Source organism: Gammaproteobacteria bacterium, assembly GCA_013214945.1.
Classification (GTDB): domain Bacteria; phylum Pseudomonadota; class Gammaproteobacteria; order Enterobacterales; family Psychrobiaceae; genus Psychrobium.
This window is the reverse complement of sequence record JABSRT010000007.1, coordinates 60388-75474: the sequence shown is the minus strand read 5'-3', so window position 1 is coordinate 75474 and position 15087 is coordinate 60388. Positions and strand designations below refer to the sequence as shown.

Sequence of the window (15087 nt, the reverse complement as noted above, 5' to 3'; positions counted from 1 at the left end):
TCATCTCATTCCAAGCCATTTCAACGCTGATGCGCTTCAAGCCATAATTCAAGTACGACTAAAATCCAAATAAGCTCACCATAGTAGCTTGAATGTTCTTGCTGGTGCATAGTGATAGCTCGCTCAATAAACTCTTTTTTTACAATGTTGCGATCACTTAAACGCCGTAAAGTTTTAGCCACTAAGGTCTTTAGCTCATCACTTTGCTGCATCCAAGCACCAAAGGGCAGACCAAAACCATGTTTGCTTTTAGTAAGCGTTTGCGGCGCTAAAAAGTTTGAAAATGCCTGTTTGAAAAAATCACGTAGCTGCTGTTTTGGCAATTTTTTCTTGGCATCTAAGGTGCAACTGAAATCAATTAACTCTTTTTCCAACAAGGGGTATTTAACGCTGACACCAGCCATTTCAGCCATCTTGCTAACTTTAATTAAATCGTTATCTGCCAAGGTGAATTTCCAATCGAGAAACAACATTTTTTCAATCATGCAAGACGAGTCGGCCTGATTATAACGCGCACGCTTTTGCTCAATCGGTTGCTCGATATTAACCTGAGCCAAAAATTCATCACTGAACATTTCGGTCACCGCAAAACGGTTAATAAAGTTATAACTTTCTAACCGATCGGGTAAGCCTTGCTGCGCCTGTTTGATATAACTAGCCGCCTTGGTTCCTAAGGGCAACTTACCAAGCGGGGTCTGGCAAAATAATCCATTTAACATCCGTTGAATTAACGGCGGACTATTACTAAAGCGTTCAAAGACCTTTTGCTTGGCATAACGCTCATTACCAGCGAATATTTCATCGCCACCATCTCCGGCCAACATTTGGTCAACACCGTGAGATTTAGCGAATTTAGCACACGCGTAGGCTGCCATCGCAGATGAATTGCCGAAAGGCTCGTCAAAATAAGCCGCTATTTGTTCAAAATTACTGACTAACGCCTCGGGTTTTAGCTCTAATCGATGATGGTCCGTTTTGAAATGCTGGGCGGTGATGTTGGCATATTTAGTTTCGTCATAATCTTTTTCGGCAAAGCCTATCGAAAATGTTTTGGCATGTTCCTGTTCAGTCGCCAACATGCCAGCCACGGTCGAACTGTCTAATCCGCCACTTAAAAATGCACCACACGTTGGACTGATATGGCGCTTTACTGCTTGTGAGACTAAGGTGTGACATTGCTGGTAAAGTTTGTCATCGGGTGCGGTACTGTAATTATATTGCGGCCGGTAGAGTAACGTTGACCCTTTAAACCCTTGCGTATTAAAGCGCACTTGATGCCCAGCTTCTACTTTATAGACATCTTGATAAATGGTGGTTGGTGCAGGTATGCAATGAAAGTAACAGTAATTAAAAATTCCTTGCGGGTTAAGCTCAAACTGCTCAGGTGACATAGCTGCCAAGCTTGTCGCAATCGATAAACCGCTCTGATTATAGTGATAATACAACGCAATAGAACCGACATGATCGGTAACTAAAAAACACTGGCCAGATTCTTTATCGATAATAACGGCACTAAAAAATCCCGCTATATTGTGATAAAAAAGCTCCGCATCGTGTTCTACGGCATTTAATAAACATTTGGCGGCACTTATTTCGTGACTAACCAATTGCTGATACGCTCTGACGGTACCAAACACCACCACGGTATAACGCTCACTTTCCGCTTGGCTCAGTGTTTTATCATTGGCAATAGTTACTTGTTGTTGCAGCCATGGCAACACCAACTGCTGCGTATTAACATCAGTATTGTTATTTATTGTTGTTTGCATTCCTTGTCTCAACTTTTATCCGTCATTTTAAGGCACCAGTCCATGGGAAGGTCATTGATTGTTACTAATTACTCGACTTAATAACTGCTCGAATCGTACCGCCTGACTTTGCCGAGAATATTGTTCTATTTTCGTTGCTGCCAACCCAACAAAACCGCCATTGAACAGCAGGCTAACAAAGCTAAGCAATGCCTGTTCAATTTGTTCTTGATTATTTAATGGTGCAATACTTGAAATACCAACCTGCTGTAATAGTAGACCAGTATCACCATCTCGGGGCATTAAACCCAAGATCGGTTTATTCACTTTAATATACTCATAAGCTTTAGCAGGTATTTGAAAGTCACAGTTATCAGCCTGAAGTAATAACAGCCCATCAACAGCGAACATCTCTTGCAGCGCATCTTGATAAGGGATCGCGGGTTCTAAAAACACCATATCTGCAATATCGAGATCTGCGATTATTGTTTGATATAAATGGTCGTGACCGGTAGCTCGCAAACGAAATATCAGCATATTGGCATCGAGCAGCTTCGCTTTTTTTAGCTGAGCTATCGCAGCAAATAGCTGGCTAGGATCTCGTTCACTCGGATAAATTACCCCGCTATGTAACAATACATAAGGCAACCCAAGATTCTTAGGTTGCGGTTTTTCTTGTACTTCTTGCTCAATTTTATCGAGGATAACCTTATCGTAACCATTATTGATTAGTTGCCAAAAATCCTTATTGGTTGAACTGTAGCGCTCTTGATATAAGGCTAATGCCCCTGGGGCCGTTACTATAATATGTGAACAATGAGCGACCGCTTTGCTTTCGATCCATTGAAAAACTTTCTTTTTTGCTGGATCTATCGGGTAATCATCTTGCGCCATCGGATCACGAAAGTCCGCCACCCAAGGTACCCCGGTCATTCGATGTAAAAAGTAAGCAATAAAATGAGCGGATGCAATAGGGTAAGTTGAGACAATCACCGACGGTCGCTGCTTATTAATTGCACGAAGACCACTAATTACTCCGCCAACGATCCAGCTTTGCCAATTATCAGGCATCGCCATCCACGAAAAATATTTGCCTTTAATACTAAAATCTTTTGCAGCATTACGACAAAAAGCGCGTATGACTTCAACCTCAGGTGGAATAAAATCTAATTGCTGAGGCGACCATTGCTCGTAACCTTTTAACGATGCTGTCAGCACACGCGTAGACCAACCGTTCTCGCTTAAATAGCGACTAAAGGCCAAACTACGATGCACGCCACTACTACCTAATAATGGTGGATAGTGGTACGCAATATAAAGAACTGACTTGTCGGTTAATTTCAAACTCATTCCCTTGATATTTTTAACTCAATGCTGCCGATTAATTACTCGCTGGTATAAAAAACACTCCAGCACCCGTTGCTTGTTTAATTGAGTCTCGGTGAGTGTTCACACTATTTAAGACTATACTGAAGATAATAGTACAAATTTGAGGGAACAAAGGTGAAAATTAATCTATCAGCAGCTGCGTTAGTCTTGGCGTTTTTAGTCATTCCTGCGACAGCGCAGGCGGCAAGAAATTTATTGACTTGCGGAATAACTCCAGGCAAACCACTAACCAACTCGTATGGGCCATACGACTTTACCAATCCGAAGCACCATGCAAAATTGCCGATAGTAATAGGTGCCCATTTCACCCCCGAAGTTGAACGCTTAATTAAAGGAAACACCGGCAGCGTTCATGCTGATATAGACTATACATTACGGGCGATCCCCAATTATCATCGGGCGTTACATGCAATTGCGAAGTACCAACGACTCGGTCGTAAAATGCATAAAAGATATTATAACGCTGAGTGTTATTTTAAACGGGCAATCTATTTACAACCCAAAGATGACATCAGCAAAATGTTATTTGCTATTCATCTTCATATGACTAAGCAACTACAATTGGCTAAAATTCAATACGAGCTGGCGCTGCGGATCCGCCCCGAAGGCGCTGAGTTAAATTACAATTACGGCTTATTGTTAATCGACTTAAAACAATATAAAGAAGCACAACAAGCAGCAACTATTGCCTACAGCAAAGGTTACCCACTGCAAGGACTCAAGAATAAATTAGCCAAGTATCAAGGCTAAATGTTATTCTTAGCGGTTACAAATTTAACCACTGACTAAAATAACGATATCTCAATGGCTTGTAGTACCCGTTTTAATAATGCTCAAACTCCTGCTGGCAATTTTTGCTTTATATCTGAGCAACAAAGCCAGCATAGTAAAAAAATAACCGCCGAGCTATCGGCTGGCAGCCAATTGGTATTGGAAATTTTACCTTATTTACTCAGTGTCAATCACCCTGAGTTACCAGGTTATGTCAGTGATTATCCACTAGGAAAAATATTCAACTATCAAGCTAGATCTCAAACCCTAGTTATTGTTAATCAGCTATTTGCCATTACCGACTGTTCATTGATAGAGCATGACAGTATCGATGGTATTTATACGATTGGCAGCGTTGGCAGCGTTGGCCAAAGCCGTCATTCAGATTGGGATATTTGGGTTTGTTTTCCCCTTCAGATTTCTCTTAGCGAGCAGCAATATCTCGCTAAGAAATGTCGCGGGATCGAACATTGGGCCGCCCAAGTTGGCGCTGAGCTTCACTTATTTATGGTCTCGCAAGACCAGTTTCACCATGGTACCCAATTAAGTTTAGATCAGGAGTCGAGCGGCAGTGCTCAGCACTGGTTATTATTGGACGAATTCTATCGTTCGGCTTTAACCCTAGCGGGCAAACCCATTGCTTGGCAACAACCTCAACTAAGTGACAATAACGAGAGTTATGTCGATTTTGGTGACATACCCGTACCACCAGCTAAAGAGTATTTTGGCGCAATGTTGTGGCAGCTTTATAAGGGTATTGATTCACCAGAAAAGTCGTTATTAAAAGCTTTACTGCTGGAGTCTTACTTTAATGATTTTCCCCACACCGAACTGCTATCGCAACAATGGAAACGATTAGTTGATCAGCAAGAATTTGTTGACCATTATTTATTGTTGCTGCAACGGATCTCGATTTACCTGACCGAACTTAATGACCCTTCACGACTAGAATTAGTGCGCGAGTGCTTTTATTTAAAATGTTCGCCGGGTTTAAGCTATCTCAATCGAACATCAACCCCAACATATCAGCAGCAACAGTTGCAGATATTAGTCAACCAATGGCAATTTAGCACCACTAAGATCGCCCATCTAGATCGCGCCTCACGTTGGGATCCGGTCGCAGTTCAACAGCACCACCACCGTTTAGTCACCGCGCTATTAACAAGCCACCAACGGCTAAAAGCCATGGCGCAGCATCATCAAATCGACGAAGCGCTTTACCCCCAAGAAATGGCTATTTTAAGTCGCCGACTTTATTCAGCTTATCAAAGCAGCACCACTAAAATTAATCAGTTACCATCTAAAGCGCTAACAAGCGGGCAAAACTCGGCACTTTACATCCGCCGCGCAGTCTCAACGACGGGCGAGCAAAGTTGGTTGCTGCTTAATCAGGCTCCTGTTTTTGGTAAAGATTACCAAATTCATCAAGATAAAGAATTAATTAAACTGATTAGCTGGGCAGCAATTAATAACTACTGTGGCATCGCTACTCAAGTTAAGTTACCGGCAGATATTAGTCATTGGTCACCGAAGTTACGACAGGCGCTGCAGGCTATCCATCGCATGTTTAGCACCCAGACCAAGGCGACTAAAAATGCCTTAGTTCAAGCGGCACAAGTTGAACAAGTGGTGATTATTTTGAATATGCGAGCAGATCCAACTCGCTCGTTTCATGGCCAAGAACTGATTATGAACTGGATTAAAAGCAATCTATTTTCGATCGGGCATAAAAAGTACAGCCTACTATCAAGCATTGATATTGTTTATCGTAACTCATGGCAAGAGCATCACGCAGTTGAATTTAGCGGCGACCAAGCGATCTTGGATTTTTTAAGCTATTTTCTGAGCCTGATTAGCTCTTCAAGTAAAACACCTAATATTCAAACCCTGTGTGTCGGCGAAAACCAGCAACGACTGCTGAGTGACAAAGTGCTATTTTTGCTTAAAGAATGTTTAACTATTCGCAAGAAATCGACCAAAACAGGGATCAAGGTTAAATCCCTGGTGGTGGCAGGCAAACTCTTTGGTCTGTTTTTTCATCCCGACAAGGTTGAATATCAAGAGATTAGTAGCGCGTTAGATCTTTATCGCAAATTAACCGACAACCCATTAACTCAAATACCAAGTCAAAATCCAGTAGACAGTAAAATTAATCAAATTATTACCGAATACGCGAGCAGTGGTTACGTTCAGTTTTTTTTAGAACAACAGCCACAGGGGATTCAAGTTTACGTCTTGGATGAGCAAAACAACTTTTCAAGTTATTTGCAAGATGACCTCGATGAATCCGAATTAATTAAATCGATTTATCGTTTTTACACTTTCACCAAAGATACTCAGAACATTAGTCAGGAAAAGTTAGAAATAAGCTTTAATTTACCGCAATTTAGTCGAATAAAACGCTCAAACAGCTTGATTATTATCGAGCCATTTGACCGTCATGCCGACGAAGGGTTTTAACGATTTAAGCAGACAAGCGCTCAGTGATCCATTGCCCTAACTTTGCTAGTTGTGGCTCACATACCCAATGTTCCATCGGGTACTGCGACCAGCTAACGTCAAAACCGACCGCTTTCAGTTGTTGCGCGCTTTGCTGACCCGCCGCAAAAGGCACCGTGGCATCTTGCTCACCGTGCGAGATGAACAAGCGGGTTTTACTATTAATGCCAGCGGCTCCAACTGCGGGCAGCTGATCCTGCGCTAAATAACAAGACAAGCCAGCAATGCCTGCTAACTTATGCTTTAAGCGTAAACCACTATACAAGGCCAATACACCGCCTTGGGAAAAGCCAACTAAAACAATCCGCTCTGGTGAAATTCCTGTGCCAATCTGCTGTTCAATCAATTGATTAATCAAGATTTCACTTTGTTGCAGGCTAGGAATATCAGCACGCCCGTCGAGATCCATGGTTTTAATATCGTACCAAGAACGCATCACTAACCCGCGACTAATAGTGACAGCTTGCTTTGGCGCATGTGGAAAGATAAAACGAACTGAATCGAGTTTTCCGCCTAACGCTGGGATCACCCCACTAAAGCCTTCACCCGAATCGCCTAAGCCATGCAGCCAAATAACCACTGCATCAGCAGCTATTTTTGGTTCAGTTATAATTGCTTGTAAAGACACCATTTACTCACTTATTTCAATGCGTTCACCCGACTGACGCTCAATAGCATCGGTCACTAACTTCAGTAATTCTTCGCCGCCTCGGTTGTCAATCCAACGACCATTAGTCAACTCAAAATGATGACCGTCAAATTTTGTCGCCACCCAAATTTGGTGTAACGGCTCCTGACGGTTTATTATTATTTGGCTGCGATCACTAAAGGCTAATTTCAATACCCCTGAAGATGTCTCGTAGTCAAAGTCGACCATCGCATCGTCAAGCGTCTCTTCAATTAGCATTAGATAATTATCAACAATTTGATGAAATTCGCTATCGTTCATTTAAAACCTCAAACCATTTGCATTTACTCTCTGGAATGCGATTATAAGGTGAAATTGTCAAATAATCACCGGATAAAAAATGCGGAAACTAGCAGTTGTCTTTATTTTACTTGGCTTTATTGCCGGCTGTGGCCAAAAAGGCCCACTGTACCACCCAGCACCAGCAGCAGAACAACCTACAAAAGACATTAATAAACAAGAAGATAGAACATAATGGATTTTTTCAACTTTAAAGATAACCAACTATTTGCCGAACAATTAGCCGTTAAAGATTTAGCACAAAAATTTAAAACCCCTTTATATATCTATTCGCGCGCGACCATAGAACGCCATTGGCATGCCTTTGATCAAGCAGCAGGTAGCCACCCGCATTTAATTTGTTATGCGGTAAAAGCAAATTCAAACTTAGCTATTTTAAATACTCTAGCTAAATTAGGCTCTGGTTTTGATATTGTTTCTGGCGGCGAGCTAGCCCGCGTCATGGAGGCCGGTGGCAATCCAGATAAGGTAGTATTTTCTGGAGTAGGCAAAGCTGACTGGGAAATTAAATACGCGTTAGAAACCGGCATTTACTGTCTTAATGCCGAATCATTACCTGAGCTTGAGCGGATTAATACCATTGCAACCGAACTGGGTGTTATAGCGCCAATTTCTATTCGAGTGAATCCAGATGTTGACGCTGGTACCCATCCGTATATTTCAACCGGGCTTAAAGACAACAAGTTTGGCATTAGCATGGAAGACGCACTCACAGCATTCCAGTTTGCCGCTAATGCCCCGGCCTTAAAAGTGAAAGGGATCGATTGCCACATTGGCTCGCAACTGACTGACTTATTACCTTTTACTGACGCGATCAAGCGGGTGCTTTCTTTAATTGATTTACTCGACCAGCAAGGCATAAAAATTAGCCATATCGATGTTGGTGGCGGCCTTGGCGTAACCTACAAAGACGAGCAACCACCGGAACCGGCGCAATATGCGCAAGCGATCAACAAATGCCTTGTAGATCATCAGCACTTATCCGTTATATACGAACCGGGTCGTGCCATTATGGCTAATGCGGGTATTTTAGTCGCTAAGGTTGAGTATTTAAAACTGACCAAAGATAAGAATTTTGCAATAATTGACGCCGCAATGAATGACTTAATTCGACCATCACTATATAGTGCTTGGCAAGAGATAGTTGAAGTGCAAGCAAGCGATCAACCAAACCGTATCTATGATGTGGTTGGACCGATTTGCGAAACTGGTGATTTCCTCGGTAAAGAACGGTCACTGGCGTTACAGCAAGGTGACTATGTTGCGGTGAGATCTGCTGGTGCATATGGCTTCACGATGGCATCAAATTACAATTCTCGGGTAAAGCCTGCTGAAGTGATGGTAGATAACGATAAAGCCATCGAAATTCGTCAACGCGAAACTTTAGCCGATTTATGGCGAGGCGAATTAAAAACGCTAGATATCGATTAGCATCAAGACTATCGGTTGAGCAATATGACTATAAGAAATTAAATGCTACTTAATTTTTCAAAAATGCACGGCCTCGGCAATGATTTTGTCGTGGTTGATGCAGTGACCCAAAATATATTTTTATCGACTGAGCAAATTAGCTTTTTGGCCGATCGTAATACCGGCATTGGCTTTGACCAATTATTAATGGTTGAGGCGCCTTATGATCCTGAACTCGATTTCCATTATCGGATCTTTAATGCCGACGGCTCAGAGGTTGAGCAATGTGGCAATGGCGCTCGCTGTTTTGCCCGCTTTGTCAGAATGAAAGGCTTAAGCAATAGATATCGGCTTGGTGTTAGCTGTAAAGGCGGCAAGTTGCAGCTCAAACACGAGCGCAGCGGTCAAATAACTGTGTCGATGGGCATACCTCAGCTCAGTCCGGCTAAAGTGCCATTTGACGCTCAGAAAAAAGAAACCAATTATATCTTACGGACCGAAGATCAAACGGTTTTGTGTGGTGTCGTCTCGATGGGCAATCCACATTGTGTGGTTACCGTTGACGATGTTACCCAGGCACCAGTCGACACCTTAGGCCCAGCACTGGCGACTCACCAACGTTTTCCACAAGGAGCAAATGTTGGTTTTATGGAAATTGTGTCGCGTAATCATATTAAATTGCGGGTATACGAGCGCGGCGTTGGCGAAACCAAAGCTTGCGGTACTGGCGCCTGTGCAGCCGTTGTAATCGGTCAACTGCAAGGTCAACTTGATCAATCGGTGACCGTTGAATTACCCGGCGGTAAATTAAAAATAAACTGGCGCCAAGGCGAAAGCCAATTAAAAATGACGGGCCCAGCAGTGCATGTTTACGATGGACAAATTCGCTTATGAATAATCTAAACCAGCTGAGTACACTCGTTGACGAGACTACTGTGGCAGAATATTTGTTAGATCATCCTGATTTTTTTCAAAATAATCCACAGTTATTAAATCAGCTTAGTTTAGAGACAGCCCAGCAAGGCACCATTTCATTAGTAACGCGGCAACAGCAGTTAATGCGGGAAAAGATTCATAATCTTGAAGACGAAATCACCGCTTTAATGTCGATTGCGAGCCATAACCAGCAGCTGTATCAAAAGTTTTCGCAGCTGCACAACCAACTGCTCGATTGCGAAATAGTAGAGCAGCTGGCCAGCGTGTTATACACCAGCTTTACTGAGCAATTGGGCATGACAGAAGTCGCGATTAAGCTATTTAAAACTCATTCGCCAACTGAGCTTCATTGCCAACGTAGTACGCTAGACAACATCATGGTGCAACGCTTAGACAAAACTCACTGCTACTTTGGCCGGATTAACCAGCAAGAGCAACATTTGCTCTTTGGCCAAACTACCCCAGGTTCAGTTGCGCTTATATCGTTGGGTAAACATGGTGAACTTGGCCTGTTAGCCATTGCCAGTGCCGATCCAAACCATTTCGAACCGACGATGGATAACCTGATGTTAATGCAGTTATGCCGCCAGTTTTCGAACCAAATAGCCAACCTTACTCCCCCGTAATGGAAAGCCTACTGCAAGAATTTTTAACCAGTTTAGCCGACAGTAGGCAGTTATCTCCTCACACTATTAGTAATTATCGTCGCCAGTTAAACCATTTGGTTGAACAACTAACCCGACAAGAAATCAGTAATTGGCAGCAATTAAACGCCAATGAAATAAAATTTTGGATTGCCAACAGCAAACGCCAAGGCCTGGCTAACCGCTCAATAGCGACCCGCTTATCGGCGTTGCGCAGTTTTTGCCGTTATTTGTTAAGGCACGGCCATCTTGCGCTCGACCCTTGCATTGGCATCAGTGCGCCGAAACAGGCCAAGCCATTACCCAAGAATATCAACGTTGACCAAGTCTGCCAATTGCTCGACTTTGACGACCAAGATCCCTTGGCTATTCGCGATCGGGCAATGATGGAATTATTTTATTCGAGCGGCTTACGTCTCGCTGAATTGGTGTCGTTAAATATCGCTGATATTTCAGCACACGAACAATTGGTCAAAGTAACGGGTAAAGGTTCAAAAGAGCGGATTATCCCAGTCACTAAAAAAGCGCTAGCACAAATTGAGTTATGGCTGCCCGTGCGATCGTCAATGGCCAACTCAGCTGAAAATTCACTGTTTGTCAGTAAACTAGGCCGTAGAATTTCACACCGCAGCGTGCAATTACGCATGGCTAAATGGGCCGTAAATCGTAATTTATCAACCACGGTTCACCCCCACAAATTACGTCACTCTTTTGCGACTCATCTGCTTGAAGGCAGCGGCGACCTGCGCGCGGTACAAGAAATGTTAGGCCATGCCGATTTGGCCACCACTCAGGTTTATACTCATCTTGATTTTCAACATTTGGCCAAGGTTTATGACGCCGCTCATCCTAGGGCAAAACTAGCCACCACTCAGAAGAAAAAAATATGACCATTCGATGTTATAAGAGCTTCACCAAACCGGTGGCTATTGGCTTTGATCTAGACGATACCCTATACGATAACGCGCCCGTGCTAAAGCAGGCTGAGCAGCAACTTCAGCGATATTTAACCGCCAATTTCCCACGCACAACCACCATGACAACGCAAAATTGGCTAGCCCTGCGCAATCAGGCCGTCGCAGCTAATCCGGCACTGAGTAACGACATTAGCCTCGCGCGGGTCGAGGCGCTAACCCAAGGGTTAATCAAGCTAGGTTATGCTCAAGCTGATGCAATCAACGGTGCTAATAACGCAATGGCCGAGTTTCTTCGCTGGCGCAATACCATTGATATTGCGTGCTCAACCCATCAATTACTGGCTAAATTAGCTCAAGAATATCGCTTATTTGCGATCACGAACGGCAACGCGTGCCCTGACACATTAAATTTAAGCCAATATTTTGAATTTGCTTTACGCGCCGATATTAACCAGCCAATGAAACCGGCCCAGCAGCTGTTTGATCTGGCCAACAGCAAACTCGGTTTAAGCACCGCTCAAATTCTTTATATTGGTGACCACCCCGTCTCTGATATTGTCGGTGCTAGTCGCGCGGGCTGGCAAACGGGCTGGATTAATGCCACTGGCCAAGCGCTTGATCACCGAACTAAGCCTTTGCAACTGCCAACGTTTGAATTTTCGCAGCTCAGCGACTTACAGCAACTGTGTGACTAAAACCGACTCGGCGGCGCATGTTCGTGCTCACCGCCATAACTAACTGCCCTTACGATTACATCAGCCGTCGCATTTAAGCCGAAAATCAGTGACCATAAGTCGCATCTTAGGGGCGATTGAGTATATAATCTTGGCAAAATTTATCTAATTTATTCCCTCGATTGATAAAACAACATCGCCCTTATTTATTTTGCCCCAACAACTCTAGGATTAGCCATGGATGTATCTCTGCTACTCGACTCATTAAACGAACATCAACGCCAAGCTGTCGCCGCCGCGCCGGGCAACCAACTGGTATTAGCCGGCGCTGGTAGTGGCAAGACCCGAGTCTTGGTTCATCGAATAGCTTGGTTAATGAGTGTTGAGCGTCAATCGCCGCATTCAATTCTGGCGGTAACCTTTACCAATAAAGCCGCGAAAGAGATGCGTCACCGGATCGAAAGCTTGCTTGGTGATCAACTAGGCCGCATTTGGATTGGCACCTTCCACGGTATTGCGCACCGCTTATTGCGCATGCATTATGCCGACGTAAAATTGCCAGAAAACTTTCAGGTTATCGATTCTGATGACCAATTGAAAATGCTAAAACGCCTGCTTAAAGCAATGAACCTTGACGATAAGTCATTTCCGCCGCGCCAAATGCAGTCGTACATTAACAGCCATAAAGATGAAGGATTACGCCCCTCTCATATCGATACCTATGGCGATTCGTTTGAGACGACTCAACGTGATGTTTATCAAGCTTATCAAGATGCCTGCGATCGTTCTGGTTTAGTTGATTTCGCCGAGTTATTGCTGCGCGCACACGAGTTATGGCTTCATAATCCTCAGGTATTAGCCCATTACCAGCGCCGCTTTGGCAACATATTGGTCGACGAGTTTCAAGATACCAACAACATTCAATATGCTTGGATCCGAATGCTGGCAGGCCAACAATGTAATTTAATGATTGTTGGTGATGATGACCAATCTATCTATGGCTGGCGTGGCGCCAAAGTTGAAAATCTCCAACGTTTTTTAACAGATTACCCGAAAGCCACCACCATAAAGCTTGAGCAAAACTACCGCTCAACCGCCAACATTCTTGAGGCCGCCAATGCGGTGATCAGCAATAATTCGCAACGCCTTGGTAAAAAGTTATGGACCGATGGCAGCAAAGGCGACCCGATTTTACTTTATGCCGCGTTTAATGAAATGGACGAGGCTCGTTTTGTGACCAGCCGGATCAAAAACTGGCACGAGCAAGGTGGCAACCTTGAAGAAGTCGCGATTTTATACCGCAGCAATGCTCAGTCACGCATTCTCGAAGAAGCGTTACTGGCCCAAAAATTACCTTACCGTATTTACGGCGGCTTGCGCTTTTATGATCGTCTAGAGATTAAAGATACTTTAGGTTACCTGCGCTTAATGAGCAATCGTGACGACGACGCGGCTTTCGAGCGGATAGTTAATACCCCAACCCGCGGAATTGGTACCACCACACTCGATAAACTGCGCAGTAATGCTCGTCAACATGGCATGACTATGTGGCAAGTTAGCCATTTATTGCTTAGGGAAAAAATCCTAACCGGTCGCGCTGCCAATGCGATTAAGGGTTTTATCGACTTAATCAACCGACTTGAAGATGACAGTGTCGAAATGACTCTGCGTTCGACCGCTGATTTAGTGATTAATCACAGTGGTCTTAAAGCAATGTATCAGGCAGAAAAAGGCGAGCGTGGTCAAGACCGACTCGACAACCTTGATCAGCTACTCACAGCGATGAACGACTTTGTGGTACCTGAAGAAGCGGAAGAAATGACCCCGCTTAATGCCTTTTTGTCTCATGCTGCATTAGAGTCGGGTGACTCTCAAGCAGACGAATATGAAGATGCAGTGCAGCTAATGACCATGCACAGCGCCAAAGGTCTAGAATTTCCAATGGTGTTTATTGTCGGTGTTGAAGAAGGCATGTTCCCAAGTCAGCGCACCATTGAAGAACCTGACAAAATGGAAGAAGAACGTCGTCTCGCTTACGTTGGCATTACCCGAGCAATGAAGCAACTCGTGATCTGTTATGCCGAATCACGACGTCTGTACGGTCAGGAAAAATTCCATAAACCGTCACGCTTTATTCGAGAAATTCCGAGCGAATTAGTCGAAGAAATTCGCCTAACGACTCAAGTAAGCCGCCCAACGCAACACAACCGATTTAACCAAAGTCAGGACCAGTTTAACCAAACCGGTTTAACCTTGGGCCAACGCGTTAATCACCCCAAGTTTGGTGAAGGTGTGATTATTAATTACGAAGGCAGCGGCGCCCAATCGCGCGTTGAAGTTAGCTTTGAACAAGTTGGCAGTAAATGGCTAGTAGTCGCTTACGCACGCTTAGAAGCCATTTAGTTACTGTTATCAACTGAGCAAATGATGTTCACGCTTTTATCTAAGCGTGAACATCTTGCTACAAGGTCGGATAAATCGAAGCCACCAGCAATCCTGCCATCGTCCAGTTAAATGCCCGCAGCCTAATTGTGCTGCTTAGCAAGCGACGTAGCTGTTGCCCCAGCACCGTCCACAGACTGACCGAAGGAATGTTGGCCAGCGCAAAAATGATTGAAACTAGTGCTATCGACTCAAGACTGCGCGAGGGCGAATAAACACTAATAGCGGTCAACGCCATGCTCCAAGCTTTTGGATTAACCCATTGAAACGCTGCGGATTGAATAAAAGTTAGCGGTGCCACTTTATTATTGCCTTGCTCTTCGATAGGTTGCGAAGTAGCAATTTTATAGGCTAAATACAATAAATAGCCGATGCTCGCCACCTTTAATATGTCGTGACTGACTGGGAAACGATCGAAAACTTCAATTAAACCAATGCCAACCAGCGCCACCATCCATGCAAAGCCAAGCCCAATGCCTAACATATGCGGAATAGTCCGTTTAAACCCAAAGTTTGCGCCTGACGACATTAACATCAGGTTATTCGGGCCAGGGGTAATAGTCGAAACCACAGCAAATACAATCAGTGCGGTTAATAATTCGTTAGTCATTAGGCTTTCCTATCTAGTAATCGTTAAGCAATTATAATTAGATTTAGGAAGAATTATCT

The 15087-nt window shown here is 43.9% G+C and carries 14 protein-coding genes; 9 read left to right on the top strand and 5 right to left on the bottom strand.

The annotated features are described in order from the left end of the window. Nucleotides 1-20: 20 nt before the first annotated feature. A complete protein-coding gene (locus tag HRU23_06850) occupies nt 21-1769 on the bottom strand; it encodes an asparagine synthase (GenBank protein NRA53848.1) in 1749 nt (582 codons plus the stop codon). A 51-nt stretch (nt 1770-1820) separates the two neighbouring features. After that, the gene (locus HRU23_06845; protein NRA53847.1) at nt 1821-3098 is read right to left on the bottom strand and encodes a hypothetical protein; all 1278 of its coding nucleotides are present in this window, start codon (nt 3096-3098) and stop codon (nt 1821-1823) included. 153 nt (nt 3099-3251) lie between these two features. Between HRU23_06845 and HRU23_06840 the strand changes: the two genes are divergently transcribed. Further along, nucleotides 3252-3887 carry a hypothetical protein gene (locus tag HRU23_06840; protein ID NRA53846.1) on the top strand — a complete coding sequence of 212 codons (636 nt, stop codon included), beginning with the start codon at nt 3252-3254 and terminating at the stop codon, nt 3885-3887. Nucleotides 3888-3941: 54 nt separating this feature from the next. Further along, nucleotides 3942-6368 (top strand): class I adenylate cyclase, encoded by a 2427-nt coding sequence (locus HRU23_06835; protein NRA53845.1) that lies wholly within the window; start codon nt 3942-3944, stop codon nt 6366-6368. 4 nt (nt 6369-6372) lie between these two features. On the opposite strand, the gene HRU23_06830 is transcribed toward HRU23_06835, so the two are convergent. Further along, nucleotides 6373-7038 carry a carboxylesterase gene (locus HRU23_06830; protein NRA53844.1) on the bottom strand — a complete coding sequence of 222 codons (666 nt, stop codon included), beginning with the start codon at nt 7036-7038 and terminating at the stop codon, nt 6373-6375. Further along, entirely contained in the window at nt 7039-7356 is a 318-nt protein-coding gene (cyaY, locus tag HRU23_06825) for an iron donor protein CyaY (protein ID NRA53843.1), read from the bottom strand. A 79-nt stretch (nt 7357-7435) separates the two neighbouring features. Between cyaY and HRU23_06820 the strand changes: the two genes are divergently transcribed. The 7 genes from HRU23_06820 (at nt 7436) to uvrD (ending at nt 14379) form a co-directional block, all read left to right on the top strand. Continuing rightward, entirely contained in the window at nt 7436-7570 is a 135-nt protein-coding gene (locus HRU23_06820; GenBank protein ID NRA53842.1) for a lipoprotein, read from the top strand. After that, nucleotides 7570-8826 carry a diaminopimelate decarboxylase gene (lysA, locus tag HRU23_06815; protein NRA53841.1) on the top strand — a complete coding sequence of 419 codons (1257 nt, stop codon included), beginning with the start codon at nt 7570-7572 and terminating at the stop codon, nt 8824-8826. The genes HRU23_06820 and lysA overlap by 1 nt, the downstream gene beginning before the upstream one ends. 42 nt (nt 8827-8868) lie before the next feature. Continuing rightward, nucleotides 8869-9699 carry a diaminopimelate epimerase gene (gene dapF, locus HRU23_06810; GenBank protein NRA53840.1) on the top strand — a complete coding sequence of 277 codons (831 nt, stop codon included), beginning with the start codon at nt 8869-8871 and terminating at the stop codon, nt 9697-9699. Beyond that, a complete protein-coding gene (locus HRU23_06805) occupies nt 9696-10367 on the top strand; it encodes a DUF484 family protein (GenBank protein ID NRA53839.1) in 672 nt (223 codons plus the stop codon). The genes dapF and HRU23_06805 overlap by 4 nt, the downstream gene beginning before the upstream one ends. After that, nucleotides 10367-11275 (top strand): tyrosine recombinase XerC, encoded by a 909-nt coding sequence (gene xerC / locus HRU23_06800; protein NRA53838.1) that lies wholly within the window; start codon nt 10367-10369, stop codon nt 11273-11275. Before HRU23_06805 ends, xerC begins: the two co-directional genes overlap by 1 nt. Continuing rightward, nucleotides 11272-11997 (top strand): HAD-IA family hydrolase, encoded by a 726-nt coding sequence (locus HRU23_06795; protein ID NRA53837.1) that lies wholly within the window; start codon nt 11272-11274, stop codon nt 11995-11997. The genes xerC and HRU23_06795 overlap by 4 nt, the downstream gene beginning before the upstream one ends. A 216-nt stretch (nt 11998-12213) precedes the next feature. After that, the gene (uvrD, locus tag HRU23_06790; GenBank protein NRA53836.1) at nt 12214-14379 is read left to right on the top strand and encodes a DNA helicase II; all 2166 of its coding nucleotides are present in this window, start codon (nt 12214-12216) and stop codon (nt 14377-14379) included. A 58-nt stretch (nt 14380-14437) separates the two neighbouring features. On the opposite strand, the gene HRU23_06785 is transcribed toward uvrD, so the two are convergent. After that, entirely contained in the window at nt 14438-15028 is a 591-nt protein-coding gene (locus tag HRU23_06785; GenBank protein ID NRA53835.1) for a LysE family translocator, read from the bottom strand. Nucleotides 15029-15087 lie beyond the last annotated feature (59 nt).